Source organism: Blastococcus sp. HT6-4, from assembly GCF_039679125.1.
GTDB lineage: Bacteria > Actinomycetota > Actinomycetes > Mycobacteriales > Geodermatophilaceae > Blastococcus > Blastococcus montanus.
In genome coordinates this window covers 3,151,472-3,173,608 of sequence record NZ_CP155551.1, presented here as the reverse complement: position 1 = coordinate 3,173,608, position 22,137 = coordinate 3,151,472, and the positions used below count along the sequence as shown (strand labels likewise).

The 22,137-nt window shown below is 74.1% G+C and carries 23 protein-coding genes; 15 read left to right on the top strand and 8 right to left on the bottom strand.

The features are described 5' to 3' along the window. Nucleotides 1-302 precede the first annotated feature (302 nt). Nucleotides 303-716: a hypothetical protein gene (locus ABDB74_RS15130; RefSeq protein WP_346619567.1), complete on the top strand. Its 414-nt coding sequence runs from the start codon at nt 303-305 to the stop codon at nt 714-716. A 51-nt stretch (nt 717-767) separates the two neighbouring features. Here ABDB74_RS15130 and ABDB74_RS15125 read toward each other — a convergent pair whose 3' ends face one another. Continuing rightward, the gene (locus tag ABDB74_RS15125) at nt 768-1,298 is read right to left on the bottom strand and encodes a M23 family metallopeptidase (protein ID WP_346619565.1); all 531 of its coding nucleotides are present in this window, start codon (nt 1,296-1,298) and stop codon (nt 768-770) included. Between the two features lie 298 nt (nt 1,299-1,596). On the opposite strand from ABDB74_RS15125, the gene rpsB reads away from it, so the two are divergent. The 5 genes from rpsB (at nt 1,597) to ABDB74_RS15100 (ending at nt 6,245) form a co-directional block, all read left to right on the top strand. Continuing rightward, nucleotides 1,597-2,589: a 30S ribosomal protein S2 gene (rpsB, locus tag ABDB74_RS15120; protein WP_346619564.1), complete on the top strand. Its 993-nt coding sequence runs from the start codon at nt 1,597-1,599 to the stop codon at nt 2,587-2,589. Nucleotides 2,590-2,682: 93 nt separating this feature from the next. After that, nucleotides 2,683-3,498 (top strand): translation elongation factor Ts, encoded by an 816-nt coding sequence (gene tsf / locus ABDB74_RS15115; RefSeq protein WP_346619563.1) that lies wholly within the window; start codon nt 2,683-2,685, stop codon nt 3,496-3,498. Between the two features lie 163 nt (nt 3,499-3,661). Next, the gene (gene pyrH / locus ABDB74_RS15110; protein WP_346623897.1) at nt 3,662-4,423 is read left to right on the top strand and encodes a UMP kinase; all 762 of its coding nucleotides are present in this window, start codon (nt 3,662-3,664) and stop codon (nt 4,421-4,423) included. 84 nt (nt 4,424-4,507) lie between these two features. Next, nucleotides 4,508-5,065 carry a ribosome recycling factor gene (gene frr / locus ABDB74_RS15105; RefSeq protein ID WP_346619562.1) on the top strand — a complete coding sequence of 186 codons (558 nt, stop codon included), beginning with the start codon at nt 4,508-4,510 and terminating at the stop codon, nt 5,063-5,065. Nucleotides 5,066-5,087: 22 nt separating this feature from the next. Beyond that, on the top strand, nt 5,088-6,245 hold the full coding sequence (locus ABDB74_RS15100) for a phosphatidate cytidylyltransferase (protein ID WP_346619560.1): 1,158 nt from the start codon (nt 5,088-5,090) through the stop codon (nt 6,243-6,245). A gap of 1 nt (nt 6,246) precedes the next feature. Here the strand turns inward: ABDB74_RS15100 and ABDB74_RS15095 are convergent, their stop codons facing one another. Genes ABDB74_RS15095 through ABDB74_RS15080 form a run of 4 tightly spaced genes read right to left on the bottom strand, consistent with a single transcriptional unit; the run spans nt 6,247 to nt 9,997 of the window. Further along, a complete protein-coding gene (locus ABDB74_RS15095) occupies nt 6,247-7,344 on the bottom strand; it encodes a GNAT family N-acetyltransferase (RefSeq protein ID WP_346619559.1) in 1,098 nt (365 codons plus the stop codon). A 48-nt stretch (nt 7,345-7,392) separates the two neighbouring features. After that, nucleotides 7,393-8,163 (bottom strand): UDP-galactose-lipid carrier transferase, encoded by a 771-nt coding sequence (locus ABDB74_RS15090; RefSeq protein WP_346619558.1) that lies wholly within the window; start codon nt 8,161-8,163, stop codon nt 7,393-7,395. Between the two features lie 23 nt (nt 8,164-8,186). Beyond that, nucleotides 8,187-8,846 (bottom strand): response regulator transcription factor, encoded by a 660-nt coding sequence (locus ABDB74_RS15085; protein ID WP_346619557.1) that lies wholly within the window; start codon nt 8,844-8,846, stop codon nt 8,187-8,189. Beyond that, nucleotides 8,843-9,997 (bottom strand): sensor histidine kinase, encoded by a 1,155-nt coding sequence (locus ABDB74_RS15080; protein WP_346619555.1) that lies wholly within the window; start codon nt 9,995-9,997, stop codon nt 8,843-8,845. Before ABDB74_RS15080 ends, ABDB74_RS15085 begins: the two co-directional genes overlap by 4 nt. 138 nt (nt 9,998-10,135) lie before the next feature. Between ABDB74_RS15080 and ABDB74_RS15075 the strand changes: the two genes are divergently transcribed. Beyond that, nucleotides 10,136-10,540: a hypothetical protein gene (locus tag ABDB74_RS15075; protein ID WP_346619554.1), complete on the top strand. Its 405-nt coding sequence runs from the start codon at nt 10,136-10,138 to the stop codon at nt 10,538-10,540. Here ABDB74_RS15075 and ABDB74_RS15070 read toward each other — a convergent pair. Then, nucleotides 10,509-11,162, bottom strand: coding sequence for an RNA methyltransferase (locus tag ABDB74_RS15070; protein WP_346619553.1), 654 nt, complete (start codon nt 11,160-11,162; stop codon nt 10,509-10,511). The genes ABDB74_RS15075 and ABDB74_RS15070 overlap by 32 nt on opposite strands. Nucleotides 11,163-11,194: 32 nt before the next feature. Here ABDB74_RS15070 and rlmN point away from each other — a divergent pair, with 32 nt between their 5' ends. Next, nucleotides 11,195-12,373 carry a 23S rRNA (adenine(2503)-C(2))-methyltransferase RlmN gene (rlmN, locus tag ABDB74_RS15065; RefSeq protein WP_346619551.1) on the top strand — a complete coding sequence of 393 codons (1,179 nt, stop codon included), beginning with the start codon at nt 11,195-11,197 and terminating at the stop codon, nt 12,371-12,373. Continuing rightward, entirely contained in the window at nt 12,370-13,089 is a 720-nt protein-coding gene (locus tag ABDB74_RS15060; RefSeq protein WP_346619550.1) for a VIT1/CCC1 transporter family protein, read from the top strand. Before rlmN ends, ABDB74_RS15060 begins: the two co-directional genes overlap by 4 nt. 64 nt (nt 13,090-13,153) lie before the next feature. Here ABDB74_RS15060 and ABDB74_RS15055 read toward each other — a convergent pair whose 3' ends face one another. Further along, nucleotides 13,154-13,483 carry a DUF2631 domain-containing protein gene (locus tag ABDB74_RS15055; RefSeq protein ID WP_346619549.1) on the bottom strand — a complete coding sequence of 110 codons (330 nt, stop codon included), beginning with the start codon at nt 13,481-13,483 and terminating at the stop codon, nt 13,154-13,156. A gap of 151 nt (nt 13,484-13,634) precedes the next feature. Between ABDB74_RS15055 and dxr the strand changes: the two genes are divergently transcribed. Together dxr and ABDB74_RS15045 are read left to right on the top strand one after the other, a co-directional pair. Further along, nucleotides 13,635-14,831 (top strand): 1-deoxy-D-xylulose-5-phosphate reductoisomerase, encoded by a 1,197-nt coding sequence (gene dxr, locus ABDB74_RS15050; protein ID WP_346619547.1) that lies wholly within the window; start codon nt 13,635-13,637, stop codon nt 14,829-14,831. A 1-nt stretch (nt 14,832) separates the two neighbouring features. Continuing rightward, complete coding sequence (locus ABDB74_RS15045; protein ID WP_346623895.1) at nt 14,833-16,203, top strand: site-2 protease family protein; 1,371 nt, start codon at nt 14,833-14,835, stop codon at nt 16,201-16,203. On the opposite strand, the gene ABDB74_RS15040 is transcribed toward ABDB74_RS15045, so the two are convergent. Then, a complete protein-coding gene (locus tag ABDB74_RS15040; RefSeq protein ID WP_346619546.1) occupies nt 16,187-17,131 on the bottom strand; it encodes an EamA family transporter in 945 nt (314 codons plus the stop codon). The genes ABDB74_RS15045 and ABDB74_RS15040 overlap by 17 nt on opposite strands. A 36-nt stretch (nt 17,132-17,167) precedes the next feature. Here ABDB74_RS15040 and ABDB74_RS15035 point away from each other — a divergent pair, with 36 nt between their 5' ends. The 4 genes from ABDB74_RS15035 (at nt 17,168) to ABDB74_RS15020 (ending at nt 22,132) form a co-directional block, all read left to right on the top strand. Then, nucleotides 17,168-18,106 carry a LysR family transcriptional regulator gene (locus ABDB74_RS15035; RefSeq protein WP_346619545.1) on the top strand — a complete coding sequence of 313 codons (939 nt, stop codon included), beginning with the start codon at nt 17,168-17,170 and terminating at the stop codon, nt 18,104-18,106. Between the two features lie 74 nt (nt 18,107-18,180). Beyond that, nucleotides 18,181-19,341 (top strand): flavodoxin-dependent (E)-4-hydroxy-3-methylbut-2-enyl-diphosphate synthase, encoded by a 1,161-nt coding sequence (ispG, locus tag ABDB74_RS15030; protein ID WP_346619544.1) that lies wholly within the window; start codon nt 18,181-18,183, stop codon nt 19,339-19,341. Nucleotides 19,342-19,357: 16 nt separating this feature from the next. Continuing rightward, on the top strand, nt 19,358-20,209 hold the full coding sequence (locus ABDB74_RS15025; protein WP_346619543.1) for a GNAT family N-acetyltransferase: 852 nt from the start codon (nt 19,358-19,360) through the stop codon (nt 20,207-20,209). 30 nt (nt 20,210-20,239) lie between these two features. Beyond that, on the top strand, nt 20,240-22,132 hold the full coding sequence (locus tag ABDB74_RS15020; RefSeq protein WP_346619542.1) for a penicillin-binding transpeptidase domain-containing protein: 1,893 nt from the start codon (nt 20,240-20,242) through the stop codon (nt 22,130-22,132). The last annotated feature ends 5 nt before the right edge of the window (nt 22,133-22,137 follow it).

The following is a 22,137-nucleotide window of genomic DNA, read 5'->3' as shown; positions in this document are numbered from 1 at the left end:
TCCTCGTCGCGGCGCAGCCCCCAGACGCCTCGCCTCGACTCCGTCGAACTGATGGATGGGACTCGGCTTCATGGCGGTGCCCGCTGTGCCGATGAGTGATGCGACGGGTGACGAACGCGATCGGGAGAGGAGGCGGGATGTCAGCTCGGAATGGGCACCTCCACCTCGCTGGCCGGTCCCGCCGCCCGGATGGACGTCGCCCTCCGGGTGGCAACATCCAGGGGCCGTGTCCCGCGGCGGCCTGGTCCAACGCTGACGGCAGCAGGCAGATCTACACCAGGGTGGGACGCCGCTGGTTTCTCATGGCGCTGACTCTGTTCGTCGCTGTGATCGGGTTGGTGGGCCCAGGTGCGGAGTTCGAGGTCTACGACGACGCGCTGACGGCCACGGTCTTCGTCTCCGTGCTTCTGACCGCTACGGCGGTTGCGGTGTGCGGTGTCTACTGGGCGGCGATCCTCGTAGAACCTGGCTGGGTCACCGTCCGCAGAGCGCTCTGGACGCATCGCGTCCCGGCGTCCGAGGTCGACCGCTTCGAGCCTCCGCGGACCTACGGGTCGTTCCGCCAGACGGGCCTCCGGGTCGTCCTGCGGGACGGTCGCGTGTTGTCCGGGACGGCTTTCAACAAGGGCCCGATCGACTCCGACTCCGTCGGGCGCGCCGAGGCCGCCGAGCTCAATGCGTGGCTCGCGATGCAGGGGGCGTTCGTCGTCCGGTAGCCCGGACGGTGCGCTCCGCCCTGCCGGGGGCGGAACCGTCGGCGCGCACGTTCATCCGAGGGGCAGCAGCCGGAGGCGCGGCGGACGCAGGAGCAGCAGGGGATCGAGGTAGTCCTCGCCGCGGCGCAGCCCCCAGTGCAGGCACGCGGCGGCGGGGCAGCCGTCGTGCCCGGACGCCAGCACCCCGATCGGCGAGCCACGGGCCACCGCCTGGCCCGCGCCGACGACGGGGCCGACCGGCTCGTACGTCGTCCGCAGGCCACCGGCGTGGTCGACGCTGACCACGGGCCGACCGGCCACCATCCCGGCGAAGACGACGACGCCGTCGCCGGCCGCGAGGACGGGCGAGCCGGGCGCCCCGACGAGGTCGGCCCCACGGTGGCCGGGCCCGTACGGGTGCGGCGGCGGCTCGAACGGCCGGCCGACCACCGGCTCCCCGGGCAGCGGCGCCACCCAGGCGGCCCGGGCAGCCGGCGCTGCGACCGGCGACGCGGCCGGCGGAGCCGGTTCCGCGGTGGCCGCGGCCGGCGCCAGCACACCGACGGTGACCACTGCGAGCACGACTGCGACCCCGGACCTCATGCGGCCACCCTGAGCGGGGGAGGAGCGACCGGGCGAGGGGCGGACCGGAAGTGTGGAAGAGCCCGCTGGCTGGGGAAAAGCCGCAGCGAGCGTCGCGTATGCTGTCCGGTGCGGCCCGTCCGACGGGTCGACTTCGCGCGTCCTTCTCCCGCCGATCGGCGGGGCAGTCGCCACCTCGGTCCCGGCCCAGCGCCGGGGGAGTGGTGCCGCAGGACGCCAGGGCGGGCGCCACCCGGTGCCCGCGACAACCGGAATCCGCGCGGCCCTCGGCCGCGCGCGAAAGCAGAGAGGCTGCGATATGGCAGTCGTCAGCATGAAGCAGCTGCTCGACAGCGGCGTCCACTTCGGGCACCAGACCCGTCGCTGGAACCCGAAGATGAAGCGCTTCATCTTCACCGAGCGCAACGGCATCTACATCATCGACCTGCAGCAGACGCTCGGGTACATCGACAACGCCTACGAGTTCGTCAAGCAGACCGTGGCCCACGGCGGCTCGATCCTGTTCGTCGGCACCAAGCGCCAGGCGCAGGAGGTCGTGGCCGAGCAGGCCACCCGGGTCGGCATGCCCTACGTCAACCAGCGCTGGCTGGGCGGCATGCTCACCAACTTCCAGACCGTCTTCAAGCGCCTCGAGCGGCTCAAGGAGCTCGAGGACATGGAGCAGACCGGCGTGCTGGTCAGCCTCTCCAAGAAGGAGCAGCTGGTCCTCAGCCGCGAGAAGGGCAAGCTCGAGCGCAGCCTCGGCGGTATCCGCGACATGAAGAAGGTGCCCAGCGCCATCTGGATCGTGGACACCAAGAAGGAGCACATCGCCGTCGGCGAGGCGCGCAAGCTCAAGATCCCGGTCGTCGCGATCCTCGACACCAACTGCGACCCGGACGAGGTCGACTACAAGATCCCGGGCAACGACGACGCGATCCGCAGCATCACCGTGCTGACCCGGGTCATCGCCGACGCCGTCGCCGAGGGCCTCATGGCCCGTTCGGCCGCGCAGGCCAACGCCGGCCGCGAGGACGGCGCCGAGCCCGCCGTCGGTGCCGGTGAGCCGCTGGCCGACTGGGAGCGCGAGCTGCTCACCGGTGGTGCCGACGCCGCTGCCGCGCCGGCCGCCGACGCTGCCGCGCCGGCCGCCGACGCTGCCGCGCCGGCCGCCGACGCCGCCGCACCGGCCGCCGAGGCCACCCCGCTGCCGGAGACCCCGGCGCAGCCGGCCGAGGTCACCGTCGGCGAGGTCGCCCCGGTCGAGGACGTCCCCGCCACCACCGGTGGCAAGGAGAACAACGTCGTCTGACGGATCGGCGCCGTCCTCCCGCTGACCGGCGGGAGGACGGCGCCGCCGCGCGGCCGTTCCACAGCAAGCACCACCCGACCAGAGGGAAGAGACATGCCTGCCTTCACCGCAGCCGACGTCAAGCGTCTCCGGGACGCCACCGGCGCCGGCATGATGGACGCCAAGAAGGCCCTGACCGAGGCCGACGGCGAGTACGACAAGGCCGTCGAGCTGCTCCGGGTCAAGGGCGCCAAGGACGTCGGCAAGCGCCTGGAGCGCTCGACGACCAACGGCATCGTCGTCAGCAGGGACGGCGCACTGCTCGAGCTCGACTGCGAGACCGACTTCGTCGCCAAGAACGCCGACTTCGTCGCCCTCGCCGAGCGGCTGCTCGCCATCGGCCTGGAGCACAAGGCGGCCGACGCCGCCGCGCTGCTGAGCACCGAGGTCGACGGGCAGACCGTCGAGAAGCTCGTCGAGGGCGAGTCCGCCCGCATCGGCGAGAAGCTGGTCCTCTCGCGGTTCGTCGCCTTCGACGGCACCACCGCGGTCTACCTGCACAAGCGGGCCACCGACCTGCCGCCGGCCATCGGCGTCGCCGTGCAGTACTCCGGTGGCAGCGAGGACGCCGCCCGCAGCCTGGCGATGCACATCGCCGCCGCGCGGCCGCGCTACCTCACCCGCGAGGAGGTCCCGGCCGAGGCGGTCGAGACCGAGCGCCGCGTCGCGGAGCAGACCGCCAAGGAGGAGGGCAAGCCCGAGCAGGCGATCAGCAAGATCGTCGAGGGTCGGGTCAACGCCTACTACAAGGACTTCGTCCTCCTCGAGCAGCCGTCGATCACCGAGCCCAAGCGCACGGTCAAGCAGATCGTCGACGAGGCCGGCCTGACCGTGGAGCGCTTCGCGCGCTTCGAGGTCGGCCAGGCCTGAGCCGCATCCGGTACCGATGACCGGCCCCGTTCCCCTCGTGGGACGGGGCCGGTCGTCTGTCCGCGCCTGCGCGCGGAGCGGCGCTCGGCAGGAGCCGGGCCCCGCGATGCGGCAGGATCACACTCCATCGACCCACGACTCCAGGGATGACTCGTTGACCGACATCACCGCGCCGCTCTCCGCCCCCACCGCCTTCCAGCCCGCCGACGGCAACGGCTACCAGCGCGTGCTGCTCAAGCTCTCGGGTGAGTCCTTCGGCGGTGGCAAGGTCGGCGTCGACGCCGGCATCGTCAAGGGTATCGCCGAGCAGCTCGCCGAGGTCGTCGCGAAGGGCACGCAGATCGCCGTCGTCATGGGCGGTGGCAACTTCTTCCGCGGCGCGGAGCTCTCCCAGGCCGGCATGGACCGCACCAAGGCCGACTACATGGGCATGCTGGGCACGGTCATGAACTGCCTGGCGCTGCAGGACTTCTGCGAGAAGGCGGGTCTGGAGACCCGCGTGCAGTCGGCGATCACCATGGGCCAGGTGGCCGAGCCCTACATCCCGCGCAAGGCCATCCGGCACCTCGAGAAGGGGCGGCTGGTCATCTTCGGCGCCGGCGCCGGCATGCCGTACTTCTCCACCGACACCGTGGCCGCCCAGCGCGCGCTGGAGATCGAGTGCCAGGTGCTGCTCATGGGCAAGAACGGTGTCGACGGCGTCTACGACGACGACCCGCGCACCAACGCCTCGGCCGTCATGTACGAGGACCTGGACTACGGCACCGTGCTGGCCAAGCAGCTGAAGGTGGCCGACGCGACCGCGATCAGCCTCTGCATGGACAACCGCATGCCGATCGTCGTGTTCAACCTGCTCCGCGACGGCAACATCGCCCGCGCCACCGCAGGTGAGAGGATCGGCACGCTGATCAGTCAGCCGGCCTGACCGACCGGCTGGCGGCGCAACGACGAGGACGACGGCCCGACGAGCTCCCCAGCGTGGGGAGCGAGGCCGCAGGAGGGACACCCCGTGATCGACGACACCCTGCTCGACGCCGAGGACCGGATGGACAAGGCACTCTCGGTCGCGCGCGAGGACCTGGGCTCGGTCCGCACCGGGCGGGCCGCCCCCTCGATGTTCAACAAGATCGTCGTGGACTACTACGGGGCGCCCACCCCGGTGCCGCAGATGGCGTCGATCACGGTGCCCGAGGCGCGCATGGCGGTCATCAAGCCCTACGACACCAGTCAGATGTCCGCCATCGAGAAGGCCATCCGCGACAGCGACCTGGGTGTGAACCCGACCAACGACGGCCAGCTCCTGCGGGTGGTGTTCCCGCAGCTCACCGAGGAGCGCCGCCGCGACCTGGTGAAGATGGCGCGGTCCAAGGGCGAGGACGCCAAGGTCGCCATCCGCAACATCCGGCGGCGGTCGAAGGAAGAGCTCGACCGCATCGTCAAGGACGGCGAGGCCGGTGAGGACGACGTGCGCCGCGCGGAGAAGGAGCTCGACGACCTCACCGCCAAGCACACCCAGGCCATCGATGACGCGGTGAAGAACAAGGAGAGCGAGCTGCTCGAGGTCTGACCTCCGCGCCGCCGCCACGTCCATGACCCCTCCCTCCGCCGACCGCCCGGGCTCGCTGCGCCCGGGTGCCGAGCCGTTCCCGCGGGTCGGCGATCGCGGGCCCGCCGCCCCGCGGCGCGACGGCGACACGGGGCCGGTGCCCGTCACGGCATCCCGCCCGGTCCCACCGTTCCCGCCGCGCCCGCCGGTGCCCGTGCCGGACGACAGCCCCGCGCCGGACGACAGCCCCGCGCCGGACGACAGCCCCGCGCCGGACGACAGCCCCGCGCCGGACGACACGGCTGCCTTCCCCGTGCCCGACGACGCCGCCACCTCGACGGCGATGTCGGCGCCCGAGGAGATGGACCAGCTCCCCACGACCGAGCAGCCGGTGAGCCGCGCGGGGCGGAACCTGCGCGCCGCCATCGGTGTGGGCGTGAGCCTCGTGGCGGTGATCGTGGCGTCGCTCCTGGTGTGGCGCCCGGCCTTCCTCGGCGTGCTCGTGGCCGCGATCCTGGTGGCGGTCGTCGAGCTGACCCGGGCGCTGCGTGCCGGGGGCTTCTCCGCGCCGCTGGTGCCGCTGCTCGTCGGGGCGCTGGCCATGGAGGTCCTCGCGTGGACGCGGGGCCCCACCGGCCTGGTCACCGGCTTCCTGCTGACCGCGCTCGCCGTCCTGGTGTGGCGGCTGGCCGGCGGCCCGGTCGGCTACCGCAGGGACGCCGCCGCCGGTGTCCTCGTGGCCCTCTACGTGCCGCTGCTGGCCGGCTTCGCCGTCCTGCTGCTCGTCCCCGACGACGGCGCGGCGCGGGTGCTGGCGTTCATCGCCACCGTCATCGCCAGCGACGTCGGCGGTTACGCGGCCGGGGTCATGTTCGGCAAGCACGCGATGGCGCCGTCCATCAGCCCCAAGAAGTCGTGGGAGGGGATGGCGGGGTCGGTGCTGGCCTGCGTGCTCGTGGCGACCCCGATCCTGGTCCTCGCCCTGGACGCGCCCTGGTGGGGTGGGCTGATCTTCGGCGCGGCCATCGCGGTCTCCTCGACGGTGGGCGATCTCGCCGAATCGCTCATCAAGCGCGACCTGGGCATCAAGGACATGGGCGACCTGCTGCCCGGCCACGGCGGGATCATGGACCGGCTGGACTCCCTGCTGCCCTCGGCTGCCGCGGCCTACCTGCTGCTGACGGTGTTCGCGCCCGTCTGACTCACGCCGGGCGGTCCACCAGCCACGTCGTGCCCACCGTCTCGAATCCCCGCCGGGCGTACCAGTGCCGCGGCCAGTCGTCGGCAGCCGCTTCCAGGACGACGAGGTCGCAACCGGCGTCGGTGGCCAGGTCCAGGCACCGGGCGAGGACGGCGTCGGCGTACCCGCGGCCGCGTACGCCGGGATCGGTCATCACCGACTCCACGGCTGCGGTCGCGCCGTCGACGCGCAGCTGACCGCCCGCCACCACCCGCCCCTCCTCCCGGACCACGACGTCGGTCACCGCCACCACCCGGTCGTTGAGCCGTTCCCGGCCGATCAGCTGGGCCACCACCCGGTCCAGCTGCGGCCCGGTCTCCGGCAGCCCCGCCCGCCACGAGCGCTCCCACAGAACGTGCACCTCGCGCTGCCCCACCACCTCGGCGCGCTCGCCACCGGTCAGCCGGCCGGCCGGCCGCACCATGACCAGCAGTTCCTCGACCTCCCACCCCTGGGCGGCCAGCTCCCCGGCGACCGAGGCCGCGCCCGGCCAGAGCAGCGACGCCGTCCGGTGCGGCCACCGGGCGTCGCGGGCCACCTCGGCGGTGGCTGCGTCGACCGTGGCGGCGTCCACGGGCTCGGTCAGCAGCAGCCGGTTGTTGTCGCGGGAGTCCGGGAAGTCGGGATCCAGAACGGCCACGCCGCCCGGCACGTCGACCACGCCCACCGCCCGCCGGACCGGCAGAGACGCGGAGAAGGCCAGCGCCCGGCCCAGGACGTCCCCGGGCGCGGGCAGCACGACGGGCGCCGGTGGGCGGTACGGGACGACCGCGACGACAGCGGTGGTCGGCAGCGGGCCGTAGAGGTGGGGGAAGAGGAGACCGGCGGGGTCGTCGGGGTGCCCGGGCTCGAACCGCACGGGATCGGCCAGCCGGGTCGGGTCGACGACGAGCAGCGCGAGGTCGCGCCGGCCGGGGAACAGCCGCCGGGCGGGCAGGTGCACCTGCTCCGGCGTCGAGAGGTGGACGAACCCGTCCGGGCCCGGCCGGATCGCTCCCTGCCCCAGGGCGGCGCGCCACCGCGCCGGCTCGACCAGGTGCACGAGGACGTCGGCGCTCACCCTGCGATCCTGCCGGGCGGGCGCCCAGGGGTCCGTGCGGATCCGAGGTCAGTCGCCGGAGAGCGGCGGGTCGGGGTCGATGCCCCGGGCGTGCAGCGCCGCTTCGACCGCCTCGCAGACCGTCCGGACGACGGCCACCCGGGCCCACCGCTTGTCGTCGGCGGGGATCACGTGCCACGGCGCGACGGAGGTGTCGGTGCGCTCGAGCATCTCCTCGACCGCCGCCTCGTACTCGGGGCGCTTCTCCCGGTTCCGCCAGTCCTCGTCGGTGAGCTTCCAGGCCTTGTACGGATCGGCGCGGCGGCTCTCGAAGCGGTGCAGCTGCTCCTCGGGGGAGACGTGCAGCCAGAACTTCACCAGCACGGTGCCCTCGGCGGCCAGGGACGTCTCGAGGTCGACGATCTCCTGGTACGCCCGCCGCCACGCGTGCTCCTCGGCGAAACCCTCGACCCGTTCGACCAGCACGCGGCCGTACCAGGACCGGTCGAGCACCGCCATGCCGCCCCAGCCGGGCAGCACCGGCCAGAAGCGCCACAGGAAGTGGTGCCGCTTCTCGTCGCGGGTGGGGGCGGCGAACTGGGCGACCCGCACGTGCCGGGGGTCGAGCTCGCCGACCAGCCGCTGGATCGCACCCCCCTTCCCCGAGGCGTCCCACCCCTCGAACAGGACCAGGAGCGGCGGGCCCAGCTCGCCGGGACCGATCTGCCCGCCCAGCAGCAGGCGCAGGTGGACCAGCCGCTCCTGGGCCTCCTTCAGCTGCGTCTTGCCCTCCTTCTTGGAGAGGGATCGGCTCAGGTCGACGTCCGCGAGGCGACTCATGAGGCCAGCCTGTCAGGCGCCGGTCAGCGCGGCGCGCCGTCGGCCACCAGGCCGCACTCGTGGGCGAGCACGATGGCGCGCGCCCGGTCCCGCAGGTCCAGCTTGGCGAGGATGTGCCGCACGTGGCTCTTCACCGTCGCCGGCGAGATGAACAGCTCCGCGGCGATCTCCGCGTTGGACCGGCCGGCCCCGACGAGGGCCAGCACGTCGCGTTCCCGCCCGCTGAGCGCGTCCAACCGCCCTGCGTCCGCGATCGGCCCCGGGGGGCGCCGGACGTAGGATGCGACGAGGCGCGCCACCACCTCGGGAGCCATGGGCCGCTCGCCCGCGGCCGCGGCCTCCACGGCGGCGACGAGCCGGGCACCTCCGGCGTCCTTGAGCAGGTAGCCGGCGGCACCCGCCTGGAGAGCGCGGAAGGTGAGCTCCTCGCCCTCGAAGGTGGTGAGGGCCAGCACCCGCGTGCGGCTGCCGGCCTCGACGATGCGCCTGGTGGCCTCGATGCCGTCCATCGACGGCATGCGCAGGTCCATGAGCGCGACGTCCGGCCGCAGGTCCAGGACCAGGCGGACGCCCGCCGCCCCGTCGGCCGCCTCCCCGAGGACCTGGACGCCGGCCAACTCCAGGATGAGCCGCAGGCCGTCTCGCACCAGCCGCTGGTCGTCGACCAGCACGACGGTGGTCACCGTGGTGCCGGCAGCTCGAGCGGCAGCCGGGCACTGAGCAGGTAGCCGCCTGCCTCCGTCGGGCCGGCATCCAGCCGGCCGCCGAGCATCCGGACCCGTTCCCGCATCCCGACCAGTCCGAAGCCGGTTCCCTCGACGCTCTCCCGCGGGCAGGGCACGGCGGTGGCGGGCCGGCTGGACACCTCCACGAGCACCGCGGTGCCGTCCCCGGTGACCCGCACGTCGACCGGTGCGCCCGGTGCGTGGCGGCGGGCGTTGGTCAGCGCCTCCTGGACCAGCCGGTAGGCGGCGAGCTCGACGCTGGCGTGCGCCGGCCGTGCGGGGGGCTCGAGGGTCAGGTGCACACGGGTCCCCGCGTTGCGCGACTGTTCGACGAGCGCAGGGACGTCGTCCAGGCCGGGTTGCGGGTGCAGGTCCTGCTCCTCTGCGGTGCGGAGCATGACGACGACGCGGCGCATCTCCGCCAGGGCCTCGGCGGCCGACCGCCGGATCGCCTCGACCGGGGCGCCCGCCCGCTCGGGGGCCTTCGCCAGTGCCGCTGCGGCCGCGTCGGCCTGCAGGGCGATGACGGTCACCTCGTGACCGATGACGTCGTGCAGCTCACGGGCGATGCGCGAGCGCTCCTCGCCGATCGCCGCCCGCTCGGCGGCCGCGCGCTCCCGCAGCAGCTCGGTCGTCAGCTCGTGGAGCCGGGCGTTCTGCTCCCGGACGTGCGCGACCAGCCGGCCGGCTGCGGCGGGTGCCGTCACGGCCAGCACCGCGCCGATCGCCACCGGCGGGTCCTGCGGGCCGCTCAGGACCGCCGCGACACCGACGGTGGCACCGAAGGCGGTGACGAGCAGGATCCGCCCGAGGCTCCGGGCGTGCGCGCCGACGGAGAAAAAGAGCACCACGGCCACGACGAACCCCAGGAAGAGGAATCCCCGTGGCGTGGGGACCAGCCAGATGGCGGTGCCGGCGAACGCGGCGGCCGTGGGTGCGGTCCGACGCCACGCCAGCGGCAGCGTGGAACCGGCCGCGACGACGACCGAGGTCACCGGGCCGGCGATCGGCTCGACGAGCACCTGGGCCAGCGACACGGCGAGGAACGCGCCGGCGAGGACGACGTCGGACCACGGTGGCAGTGCCGGACGGAGCCTCGACGGGTCCACGGGCGGCAGCGTAGGCCGGTCCTGCCCGTCTGCCATCAGCCCGTGGGCTGACGTCGCAGGCCGCCCGTGGATCGATGTGCCGGCCGGTCGGCGCTCCTACCGTTCCCGCCGTCCGCGCGATCCGACCGGAGGCCCCACATGTCCACCACCACGCCCGACCGCCCGACGACCCGCCGTCCGTGGCTGCTCACCGTCACCCGCGGGGTGCTCGCCCTGTTCGGCGCGTTCAAGCTCTACGGGACCGCCTACTTCACCTTCTTCGCCACCACGGAGCAGGGCGGGGTGCAGACCCCTGGCGACTGGGTCGTCGCCGGCTGGTCGGCCGCCCTGGCGATCGCCTTCCTGCTCACCGCGGTCCGGCTCGGCCGGGACCGCTGGGTCCTGCCCGTCCTCGGCACGGTTCTGCTGCTCGACCTCGCGTTCAGCCTGGTGAAGCTGACGGTCTACGGCGAGAACGAGGCGGTGGGATTCCTGGCCGTCGACCTCGTCGTCCTCGTCCTGCTGGGGCTCCTCAGCCGCCGTTCCGGCGGGCGTGCTGCCTGATCCAGGCATGCATCGCGATGCCCGCGGCCACCCCGGCGTTGATCGACCGGGTCGAGCCGAACTGGGCGATCGACAGCAGCCCGTCGGCCGCTGCCCGCGCCTCTGCGGAGAGCCCGGTCCCCTCCTGGCCGAAGAGCAGCACGCAGGCACGGGGGAGAGCCGCGGTCTCCAGGGCCTCGGCTCCGGGCAGGTTGTCCACCGCCAGCACGGGCAGGCCCTCCGCGCGGGCCCACGTGATCAGGTCGGCCACCTCGGCGTGGTGGCGTACGTGCTGGTACCGGTCGGTGACCATGGCGCCCCGCCGGTTCCACCGTCGCTTGCCGACGATGTGCACGCCCTGGGCCAGGAAGGCGTTCGCCGTCCGGACGACCGTGCCGATGTTCAGGTCGTGCCGCCAGTTCTCGATGGCCACGTGGAAGGGGTGCCGGCGGGTGTCGAGGTCGGCGACGATCGCCTCCACGGTCCAGTACCGGTAGCGGTCCACGACGTTGCGCCGGTCACCGTGCTCGAGCAGTTCGGGGTCGAGCCGGGGGTCGGTCGGCCACGGGCCGGTCCACGGGCCCACCCCGACGGAGTCGAGGACGGTCTCCGGAGGGGTGAGGTCTGTCTCGCGGTCCGCCACCGGGCGCAGGCTAGTGGGAGCATGGACGTGCCATGACTGCCCTCCCCCTGGTCTTCGACGCCCCCCGCCGCGGCACGCCGCCCCGCCATCTCGCCGACCTCACCCGCGAGGAGGCCCGCGCGGCCGTGAGCGAGCTCGGCCAGCCGGCGTTCCGGGCCGATCAGCTGGCCCGGCACTTCTACCGCGGCGTCACCGATCCGGCGCAGATGACCGACATCCCGGTCGCCGCCCGCGAGAGCCTGCGCGAGGCGCTGCTGCCGGGGCTGCTCACGGTCGTGCGGCACCAGACCGCCGACAACGGCCGCACCCGCAAGACCCTCTGGCGGCTGCACGACGGCGCGCTGGTCGAGAGCGTCCTCATGCGCTACCCCGACCGGGCCACGGTGTGCATCTCCAGCCAGGCCGGCTGCGGCATGGCGTGCCCCTTCTGCGCCACCGGCCAGGCCGGGCTCACCCGCAACCTGTCGGCCGCGGAGATCATCGGCCAGGCGGTCGCGGCCGCCGCGGCCATGGCGAGCGGTGAGGTCGCCGGCGGGCCGGGCCGGCTGTCCAACGTCGTCTTCATGGGCATGGGCGAGCCGCTGGCCAACTACGCCCGCGTGCGCAAGACCCTCGACGCCCTGCTGGGCGACGCCCCGTACGGCCTCGGGCTCTCGCAGCGCTCGGTGACCGTCTCCACCGTCGGCCTGGTGCCGGCGATCCGCCGGCTCACCGAGGAGGGGCGCAACGTCACCCTCGCGGTGAGCCTGCACGCCCCGGACGACGAGCTGCGCGACACGCTCGTGCCGATCAACACCCGCTGGAAGGTCGGCGAGGTGGTCGAGGCCGCCGACGCCTACGCCGCGCGCACCGGACGTCGGTACTCGGTGGAGTACGCGCTGATCCGCGACGTCAACGACCAGCCCTTCCGCGCCGACCTGCTCGGCAAGCTGCTCGCCGGCAAGCTCGCGCACGTCAACCTGATCCCGCTCAACCCGACGCCGGGCAGCCCCTGGGACGCCAGCCCGCTGCCGGCCCAGCGCGAGTTCGTCGCGCGGCTGCGGGCCGCCGGCGTGGCGACGACGGTGCGCGACACCCGCGGCCAGGACATCGACGGCGCCTGCGGGCAGTTGGCCGCCAGCGACCGGGTCGACGGCGTGCCGGCCGTCGCCCTGCCCGCCCCCAGCGTCGAGACGCCGGTGCCCCTGGGTGCCGAGGTGGACGAGGGGTGAGTTCTCCCGCCCTCCCCGGCGCCGAGGCGCACGAGCACTCGCACGCCGACGTCTCCGGCGGCTGGCTGCGGGCCGCCGTCTTCGGCGCCATGGACGGGCTGGTCACCAACACCGCGCTGGTCGCCGGTGTCGGCGGTGGCGGTGCCGGGCCCCGGGCCATCGTCCTGGCCGGTGTGGCGAGCCTGGTCGCCGGCGCCGTCTCCATGGCGCTGGGCGAGTACACGTCGGTGAAGACCCAGAACGAGCAGCTCGACCTCGAGGTGGAGAAGGAGCGGCGGGAGCTCGAGCACAACCCGGCCGGGGAGCTCGCCGAGCTGACCGCGATGCTCCAGGCCCGCGGCGTCGACGCCCGCCTGGCCCGGAAGGTCGCCGTCCAGCTCTCGGCCGACCCGGAGTCCGCGCTGCGCCTGCACGTCCTGGCCGAGCTGGGGATCAACCCCGAGGACCGGCCCTCCCCGCGGGTGGCGGCCGTGTCGTCGTTCCTGACCTTCGGCACCGGGGCCGTGCTGCCGCTGCTGCCGTACTTCCTCGGGGTCCCCGTGCTCTGGGTGGCCCTGCTCTGCGGGGGCGCGGGTCTGCTGCTGGCCGGGGCGCTCTCCTCCCGGTTCACCCCCCGTTCCTGGTGGTACGCCGGGCTGCGGCAGCTGCTGTTCGGCGCGGCGGCGGCCGGGGTGACCTACCTGATCGGCTCGGCGATCGGCGTCAGCATCACCTGAGTCCCAGGCTCCGTCGCGGCCGCTGCAGGCGGCCCCGAGCGCGCGACGGGAGGGGAGGGATCCTCTACCGGCTGCGCCAGGAGTTCTTCCGACGGCGCCAGTCCATGAACAGGACCAGCGCGCCAAGGGCGGTGATGGTGATGGCCCAGACGTGCCCGGTGCTGATCAGCGGCTCGTTGCCGGCCAGCATGAGCAGGAGGAACCCGAGCGCGACCACGGCGCCGATCCGGCCCCACTTGCCGGTCTCCCCGTGCCAGCCCCAGTCCTCCGGGCGCTCGTGCTCGACGGGGTGCGAGCCGGCGCGGACGACGCCCTCCTCGCGGCCGGGCTGGTTCACCCGGGCAGTGGCGGGGTTGTCGTGCGCGACGCGGCTGTGGTGGGTTCCCTCGGTCACCCGACCATTCTGGCAGCAGCCGGTCGGCGACACCCTCCGAGGTGGGTCCCGCCCGGCGGGTCGGGGAGGATGCGGGGGTGAGCGGACGGGCGCGGGACGACCACGGCGGGGAACGAGCGAGCAGGCGACCAAGCCGCGGAGCGGGGGCGGCGTGAGCGCTCCGCGCGAGGTGACCGTCCTCGGCTCGACCGGCTCCATCGGCCGGCAGGCGATCGAGGTCGCCCGGCAGAACCCCGACCGGCTGCGCATCACCGGTCTGGCCGCCGGCGGCGGGAACGTCGCCCGGCTGGCCGAGCAGGCGCTGGCGCTGGGGGTGCGCACCGTCGCCGTGGCCCGGGCCACCGCCGCGCAGGACCTCCAGCTGGCCTTCTACGCCGCGGCCTCCCAGCGCGGCTGGGCCACCGGCGGGTACGCGCTGCCGGAGATCCTGGCCGGGCCGCGGGCGGCCGAGGAGCTGGCCGCCCGCCCCGCCGACGTCGTGCTCAACGGGATCACGGGCTCGATCGGCCTGCGGCCCACCCTGTCGGCGCTGGAGGCCGGCCGCACCGTCGCGCTGGCCAACAAGGAGTCGCTGGTCGCCGGGGGAGACCTGGTCCTGGCCGCCGCCGCCCCGGGTCAGCTGGTGCCCGTGGACTCCGAGCACTCGGCCCTGGCGCAGTGCCTGCGCGGCGGGTCGCGCGCGGAGGTCTCCCGCCTGGTCCTCACCGCCAGCGGCGGGCCCTTCCGCGGGTGTTCGGCCGAGGAGCTCGCCGGCGTCACCGTCGAGCAGGCGCTGGCCCACCCGACCTGGGCGATGGGGCCCGTGGTCACGATCAACTCCGCCACCCTGGTGAACAAGGGCCTGGAGCTGATCGAGGCGCACCTGCTCTTCGGCGTCCCCTACGCCGACATCGACGTCGTCGTGCACCCGCAGTCGATCGTGCACTCGATGGTCACCTTCGCCGACGGCGCCACCATCGCCCAGGCCAGCCCGCCGGACATGCGGCTGCCCATCGCGCTCGGCCTGGCCTGGCCCGACCGGCTGCCCGACGTGCAGCCGGCGCTGGACTGGTCGACCGCGAGCACCTGGGAGTTCCTGCCGCTGGACTCCGACGCGTTCCCCGCCGTCCGGCTGGCCCGGACGGCGGGGGAGACCGGCGGCGTCGCCCCGGCCATGTACAACGCCGCCAACGAGGAGGCCGTCGCGGCGTTCACGGCGGGTCGGCTCTCGTTCCCAGGAATCGTCCAGCTCGTCGCGCGTACCCTCGACGCCGCGCCGGATCTCGGCGCCCCCACCTGCGTCGACGACGTGCTGGCGGCGGAGAAGTGGGCCCGGGAACACGCCCGGGGAGTCATCGCCGGAGGCTGAGCTGAGCGGGATCCTGCTGACGGTCCTGGGCATCGTCCTCTTCGCCCTGGGCCTGATGTTCTCCATCGCCTTCCACGAGGCCGGCCACTTCTGGTGGGCCCGGAAGTTCGGGATGCGCGTCCCCCAGTTCATGGTCGGGTTCGGCCCCACCGTGTGGTCGCGGCGGCGCGGGGAGACCGAGTACGGCGTCAAGGCAGTGCCGCTGGGCGGCTACATCCGGATCGTCGGGATGATCCCGCCGGCCGAGGAGGGCGAGAGCAAGCGCGCCACCCGGATGCGCAGCTTCATCGCCGAGGTCCGCGGCCAGGCGCTCAACGACGTCCGGCCCTCCGACCGCGACCGGGTCTTCTACAAGAAGCCCTGGTGGCAGCGGGTCATCGTCATGTTCGCCGGGCCGTTCCACAACCTGGTGCTGGCCGTCGTCTTCTTCACCGTGGTCCTCGTCGGGTTCGGCATCCCGGAGATCACCGCGACGATCCGCGACGTGCCCGAGTGCGTGCTGCCCGCCGGCGCGGCGACGGCACGGGCGGACGACCCGTGCTCGATCCCGATCACGCCGGAGGGGGAGCGCTGCGAGGCGGGAGCCCCCGGTTGTTCCCTGCCGCCGCGCAGCCCCGCCGCGCGGGCCGGACTGCAGCCCGGCGACACGGTGGTCGCCCTGGACGGCGACCCGGTGCCGCGGGAGACCGACGTCGGCTGGGAGCAGGTGCAGGAGGCCATCCGCACCAGCGCCGGCGAGCCCGTCGTCTTCACCGTCGAGCGCGACGGCGAGCGGGTGGACCTGACCGTCACCCCGATCGAGAACCTCGTCTACGCCGACGAGGACGGCGAGACCACGCAGCGGGTCGGTTTCGTGGGCATCAGCCCCGCGCTGCGCGAGGTGCGGCAGACGCCGGCCGAGGTGCCGGGCCACATCGGGACCATCGTCGTCCGCTCGGTGGACCGGCTGGTGGAGATCCCCGAGCGGATCCCGCAGCTGTTCCGCGCCGCCTTCCTCGGCGAGGAGCGCGATCCGCTGGGGCCGGTGGGCGTGGTCGGCGTCAGCCGCATCTCCGGTGAGGTGTTCGCGTTCGAGGACTTCTCGGCGACCCAGAAGATCGGCTACTTCATCCAGCTGCTGGCCGGGATGAACCTGGTGCTGTTCCTGTTCAACCTGCTGCCGATCTACCCCCTCGACGGCGGGCACATCGCCGGGGCGCTGTACGAGAAGGCTCGCGCCACCGTCGCCCGGGTGCGCGGCCGTCCCGACCCGGGCCCCTTCGACATCGCCCGGCTGATGCCGGTCGCCTACGCGGTCGCCGGGCTGTTCCTGGGGCTCTCGCTGCTCCTGCTCGTCGCCGACATCGTCAACCCGATCACGCTGGCTGGGTGATCGGCGCGGCCGGCACGGAACTCCGCGGGCGGGCCGGCCGCGAGGCGAACAGCACGCCGAGCACGACCACACCGCCGGCGACCAGCTCCACGGGGTCGAGCACCTCGCCGAAGGCCAGCCACGAGGCCAGGACGCCGACGACCGGCACGAGCATGGAGAACGGAGCCACCACGTTCGAGGGGTGGCGGGACAGCAACGTGTTCCAGATGCCGTAGCCGACGAGCGTCGCGACGACCACGACGTAGAGCAGCCCGAGCACCGCCGGCAGCGCCTGCGCCGTGAACGCCGTCGTCAGGGAGCGCCCGATGCGGGCGGGGCCCTCGACGACCAGCGCCAGCGCCAGCATCGGCAGGGGCGGGATCGTCGCGGACCACAGCGTGAGGTGCAGCGCGTTCGGGGCCTCCGCCCGCCGGCTGCAGACGTTGCCGATCGCCCAGCCCAGCGCGCCGCAGAGCGTCAGGACCACGGGCATCCACGCGGCGGTCTGGGCCCGGTGCACGGCGATCGCGGCGAGCCCCAGGACGGCCAGCGCCACCCCGGCGAACTGCCGTGCGGACAGCCGTTCCCGCAGCCATACCCCGGCGATGAGCACGGTGAACGGGGCCGATGCCTGCAGGACGAGCGAGGCGAGACCGCTGGGCATCCCCGTCGCCATGCCGAGGTACAGGAAGGCGAACTGCAGGATCCCGATGCCGAGCCCGACGCCGATCAGCCAGCGCAGCGGGACCCGCGGGCGGGGCACCAGCAGCAGCGCCGGGATCGCCACCAGCGCGAACCGCAGGGCGACCATGAACAGCGGAGGGAAGTGCTCGAGCGCGAGGGCGGTCGCCGGGAAGTTGATCCCCCAGCACACAGCGACGAAGCAGGCGAGGAGGCGGTCGCGGATCGGCACCCCGGCAGCCTGGATCCCCCCGTCGGTGAAGGACAAGCGCGAATCCAAGAACCATCGATGTAGGTTGCCTTCATGGTCGTCTCCGGGTCGGGCCTCTGGGAGAGGGTGGATCCGGCTCAGCTGCTCCTGCTGCGCGAGCTGGCCGAGCACGGGTCGGTGACCGCGGTCGCCGGGGCCACGGCGCGGACGCCCTCCGCGGTCTCCCAGCAGCTGAAGGTGCTGCAGCGGCGGGTGGGCATGCCCCTGGTGGAGCGGGTGGGTCGCGGCGTGCGCCTGACCGATGCGGGCCGGGCGCTCGCCGGGATCGCCGACGGTGTCGCCACCGCGCTCGCCGTCGCGGAGGCGGACTGGGAGGGCTACCGGGGCGGCGCCGGCGGGACGGTGCGGCTCGCGCTGTTCCACTCGGCCGGTGAGCTGCTGGTGCCCGGCCTGCTCGACCGGCTGGCCGCCGTCCCGGCGATCACCGTCGAGACCCACGACGAGGACGTCTCCCAGGACGACTTCGCGGCGCTCACCGCCGACTACGACATCGTGGTCGCGCACCGGTCCGACGACGTGGTGCCCCCGGCCCGGCCGCGGATCGACGTCCGGCTGCTGCTGCGCGAGCCGCTGGACGTCGCGCTGCCGCTGGACCACCCGCTGGCCGGGCGTGACCGGGTGAGCCCGCTGGACGTGATCGGCGAGGCGTGGATCGCCCCGCCGGCGGAGTTCCCCATCGACCGGGTGCTCACGGCGATCGCGGCCCGGGCCGGCTCCCCGGTGCGCGTCGTCCGCCGGACCACGCACCTGCCGCTGATGGAGAAGCTGGTCGCCCGGGGGCACGGCATCGCCCTGCTGCCGCGGCACACCACCAGGGAGCGCACCGAGGGGCGGCTGGCGCTGGTACCCCTGGCCGACCTCCGCGCCGGGCGGATCGTCGAGGCGCTCGCGCGCCCGGACAAGGCCGCCCGGCGCGCCGTGCGGACGGTTCTCGGCGAGCTCGTGGCGGAGGCCGCCGCCTACGCGCCCTGAGGCCTGCCCGGCCGAGGTGCGCACGTCACAGCGTCTCCACCGGCGGCGATCGCGCGTCGGGGGATACTGACCGTATGGCGATCCCCGTCGGCCTCGGCATGCCCGCTGCGCCCCCGCCCGTCCTCGCGCCCCGCCGCAAGACCCGGCAGCTGGACGTCGGTGGCGTCGGCGTCGGCAGCGACTCCCCGGTCAGCGTCCAGTCGATGTGCACCACCAAGACCGCCGACATCAACGCGACGCTGCAGCAGATCGCCGAGCTGACCGCGTCCGGCTGCCAGATCGTGCGGGTCGCCGTCCCCGACACCGACGACGCCGAGGCGCTGCCGATCATCGCGAAGAAGTCGCAGATCCCGGTCATCGCCGACATCCACTTCCAGCCGCGGTACGTCTTCGCCGCGATCGACGCCGGCTGTGCCGCGGTCCGGGTGAACCCGGGGAACATCAAGAAGTTCGACGACAAGGTCGGCGAGATCGCCAGGGCGGCCAAGGCCGCCGGCACCCCCATCCGCATCGGCGTCAACGCCGGCTCGCTCGACAGGCGCCTGCTGGCCAAGTACGGCAAGGCCACCCCCGAGGCGCTGGTCGAGTCGGCGCTGTGGGAGTGCTCGCTGTTCGAGGAGCACGACTTCCGCGACATCAAGATCTCGGTCAAGCACAACGACCCGGTGATCATGGTGCGCGCCTACGAGCTGCTCGCCGCGCAGTGCGACTACCCGCTGCACCTGGGCGTGACCGAGGCCGGCCCCGCCTTCCAGGGCACGATCAAGTCCGCGGTCGCCTTCGGCGCGCTGCTGAGCCAGGGCATCGGCGACACCATCCGGGTCTCCCTCTCGGCGCCGCCGGCCGAGGAGGTCAAGGTCGGCAACCAGATCCTCGAGTCGCTGAACCTGCGCCAGCGCGGCCTGGAGATCGTCAGCTGTCCGTCCTGCGGGCGAGCCCAGGTCGACGTGTACAAGCTCGCCGACGAGGTCACCGCCGGGCTGGAGGGCATGGAGGTGCCGCTGCGCGTGGCGGTCATGGGCTGCGTCGTCAACGGCCCGGGCGAGGCCCGGGAGGCCGACCTCGGCGTCGCCTCCGGCAACGGGAAGGGCCAGATCTTCGTCAAGGGCGAGGTCATCAAGACCGTGCCGGAGTCCCAGATCGTCGAGACCCTCATCGAGGAGGCCATGCGCCTGGCCGGCCAGGCGATGGACGACGGCACGCCGTCGGGTCCGCCCGTCGTCAGCGTCAGCTGACCGACCTCCCGCACCCGTGCTCCGAACGCCCGCCGCCCGCGTCCTCGACGAGGCCGACGAGCCGGCCGTGCAGCGCCTGCTGGCCACCGACCCGGTCGCCGGCTGCGTGATCGCCGGGCGGGTCGAGGTCGCGGGCACCGCGGCGGTCTCGGTCGGCGCGCCGCTGTGGGGCATCGGCACCGACGGGGAGCTCGACGCGGTCTGCCTGGCCGGGGCCAACCTCATCCCGTTCGCGCTGCCCGGCGCCGAGCGTGCCGCCGCGGACGCGTTCGCCGAGCGGGCCCGGCGGGCCGGCCGCCGGTGCTCCACCATCGTGGGGCCGTCGGCCGTCGTCGAGCCCCTGTGGGAGCTGCTCGCCCCGCAGTGGGGCCCCGCCCGCGACCACCGCCCCCGGCAGCCGCTCATGGCGATCGACGGGCCGCCCGCCGTGCGTCCCGAGCCCCGGGTCCGCCCCGTACGGGCCGAGCAGATCGACCTGCTGATGCCCGCCGCGGTGGCGATGTTCACCGAGGAGGTCGGGGTCAGCCCCCTGCGCACCGACGGCGGCGCCGGCTACCGGGCGCGGGTCGACGAGCTCGTGCGCGCCGGGCAGTCCCTGGCCTGGATCGAGGACGGCGCCGTGCTGTTCAAGGCCGAGATCGGCGCCGTCTGCCGCGGGGCCTGCCAGATCCAGGGCGTGTGGGTGGCCCCGGCGCTGCGCGGCCGGGGCATCGGCACCACCTGCACCGCCGCCGTCGTCGACTACGCCCGCGCCGTGATCGCCCCCGTCGTCAGCCTGTACGTCAACGACTACAACACCCGGGCCCGGGCGGCCTACCGCCGCGTGGGATTCCGCGAGGTCGGCGAGTACGCCAGCGTGCTGTTCTGAGACCGTCGGTCCGTCTGGCAGCCTGTGCCCGTGCGCAGCCGTCCCGCTCCGGTCCTCCTGACCTCGCTCGTGCTCGCCGTCCCCGTGCTGGCCGGCTGCTCCGGCGACAGCGAGGAGGACGTCCGCGCGGCCGCGGAGGCGTTCCTGGAGGACTGGGCGGCCGGGGACACCGCGGCCGCGGCGCGGTCCACCACCGACGTCGACGCCGCCGCGGCGCTGCTCGAGCAGACCGCCGCCGACCTCCCCGGCGCCACCCTGGAGGCGCAGCTGGGCGAGGTGACTGTCGAGGACGACACGGCCACCGTCGGCTGGACCGCCACCTGGGACCTCGCCGCCGCGCCGGAGTGGACGTACGACGGCACGCTGCGGCTGCGCGAGGGCGAGGAGGCGTGGGAGGTCGTCGCCGAGCCCGCGCTCGTGCACCCCGAGCTGGGGGAGGGGCAGCACCTGGCGCTCGAGCGACGGCTGCCGGAGCGCGCGCCCGTCACCGACGCCGCCGGCGCCCCGATCTTCACGCCGACGGAGGTCGTGAACGTCGGCGTGGACCCGGCACAGGTCACCGACCTGCCCGCGCTGGCCGCGAGCCTCTCGGCGGCCACGGGCATCGCGGCGGAGGAGATCGCCGCCGACGTGGCCGCTGCGCCGGAGGGCCAGTTCGTCCCGGTCATCACGCTGCGCCGCCCCGACTTCGAGCGCATCCGGGCCCAGGTCTACGACCTCCCCGGCGCGGTCTTCCCCACCGAGACCCGGCTGCTGGCGCCCACCGCGCGGTTCGCGTCCGCCCTCCTCGGGCGGGTCGGCGCCGCCACGGCAGAGGTCATCGACGAGTCGGCCGAGGACGGCGTGCCCCGCTACGCCGCCGGCGACCAGCTGGGGCTCTCGGGGCTCCAGCGGGCGTACCAGGAGCAGCTGGCCGGCACCGCCGGCTTCACCGTCTCCGTGGTCAGCTCCGACGAGGCGACGGCGGACACGGGGCTCGAGATCGCCGCGGTGGAGCCGGTGCCGGGCGAGCCGGTGCAGACCCCGCTGGTGCCGGAGATCCAGACCGCCGCGGACGCCGCCGTCGCCACCGAGTCGCGGCCTACGCACCTGGTCGCCGTGCGCCCGGGCACCGGGGAGATCCTCGCTGTCTCCTCCAACGAGGCCGCCGACGCGAGCAACGCCCTGCGCGGCCAGTTCCCACCGGGCTCGAGCATGAAGACGATGACGGCCACCGCCCTGCTGTCCGCCGGCACGGTCACGGCGGCCACGCCGCTGCCCTGCCCCGGGACGACGACGGTCGAGGGACGCGAGTTCGAGAACGAGGACCAGTTCGACCTCGGCACGGTGCCGTTCACCGAGGCCTTCGCCCACTCGTGCAACACCACGTTCATCCGCCAGGCGCTCGAGCTGCCCGACGCCGCCCTGGCCGAGGCCGCGGCTGCCTACGGCGTGGGCACCGACTGGCAGCTGCCGGTCGACGTCTTCAGCGGGAGCGTGCCCCGTGACAGCGTCGGAACCGGCAAGGCGGCCGACGCGATCGGGCAGGGCCGGGTGCTGATGAGCCCTGCGCAGATGGCGCTCGTCGCCGCGGGCATCGCCGGCGGCACCCCGGCCGTCCCCGTGGAGGTGGTCGGGGCCGAGCCGGCCGGGCCGGCGCCGGCGGGGCCGGGAGCGCAGGTGCTCGAGGCGCTGCGCCCGATGATGCGGCAGGTCGTGCTCTCCGGAACGGCCACGGCGCTCGCCGACCGGGGCGAGGTCTACGGCAAGACCGGCACGGCCGAGTACGGCACGGGCACCCCGCCGGACTCCCACGGCTGGTTCATGGGGTACCAGCTCGGCGGGCCCGCCGGCGACGTCGCCTTCGCCGTGCTCGTCGAGGGCGGCCAGTCCAGCAGCGCCGCCGTCGCCGTCACCGATGCCTTCCTGGGAGCCCTGGGCTGAGCCGA

Excerpts from the sequence above, each read along its gene's own strand:
- ABDB74_RS15130 (WP_346619567.1), top strand. The coding sequence starts at position 303 with ATGGCGCTGACTCTGTTCGTCGCTGTGATCGGGTTGGTGGGCCCAGGT.
- ABDB74_RS15125 (WP_346619565.1), bottom strand. The coding sequence starts at position 1,298 with ATGAGGTCCGGGGTCGCAGTCGTGCTCGCAGTGGTCACCGTCGGTGTG.
- rpsB (WP_346619564.1), top strand. The coding sequence starts at position 1,597 with ATGGCAGTCGTCAGCATGAAGCAGCTGCTCGACAGCGGCGTCCACTTC.
- tsf (WP_346619563.1), top strand. The coding sequence starts at position 2,683 with ATGCCTGCCTTCACCGCAGCCGACGTCAAGCGTCTCCGGGACGCCACC.
- ABDB74_RS15100 (WP_346619560.1), top strand. The coding sequence starts at position 5,088 with ATGACCCCTCCCTCCGCCGACCGCCCGGGCTCGCTGCGCCCGGGTGCC.
- ABDB74_RS15090 (WP_346619558.1), bottom strand. The coding sequence starts at position 8,163 with ATGAGTCGCCTCGCGGACGTCGACCTGAGCCGATCCCTCTCCAAGAAG.
- ABDB74_RS15075 (WP_346619554.1), top strand. The coding sequence starts at position 10,136 with ATGTCCACCACCACGCCCGACCGCCCGACGACCCGCCGTCCGTGGCTG.
- rlmN (WP_346619551.1), top strand. The coding sequence starts at position 11,195 with ATGACTGCCCTCCCCCTGGTCTTCGACGCCCCCCGCCGCGGCACGCCG.
- ABDB74_RS15035 (WP_346619545.1), top strand. The coding sequence starts at position 17,168 with ATGGTCGTCTCCGGGTCGGGCCTCTGGGAGAGGGTGGATCCGGCTCAG.
- ispG (WP_346619544.1), top strand. The coding sequence starts at position 18,181 with ATGGCGATCCCCGTCGGCCTCGGCATGCCCGCTGCGCCCCCGCCCGTC.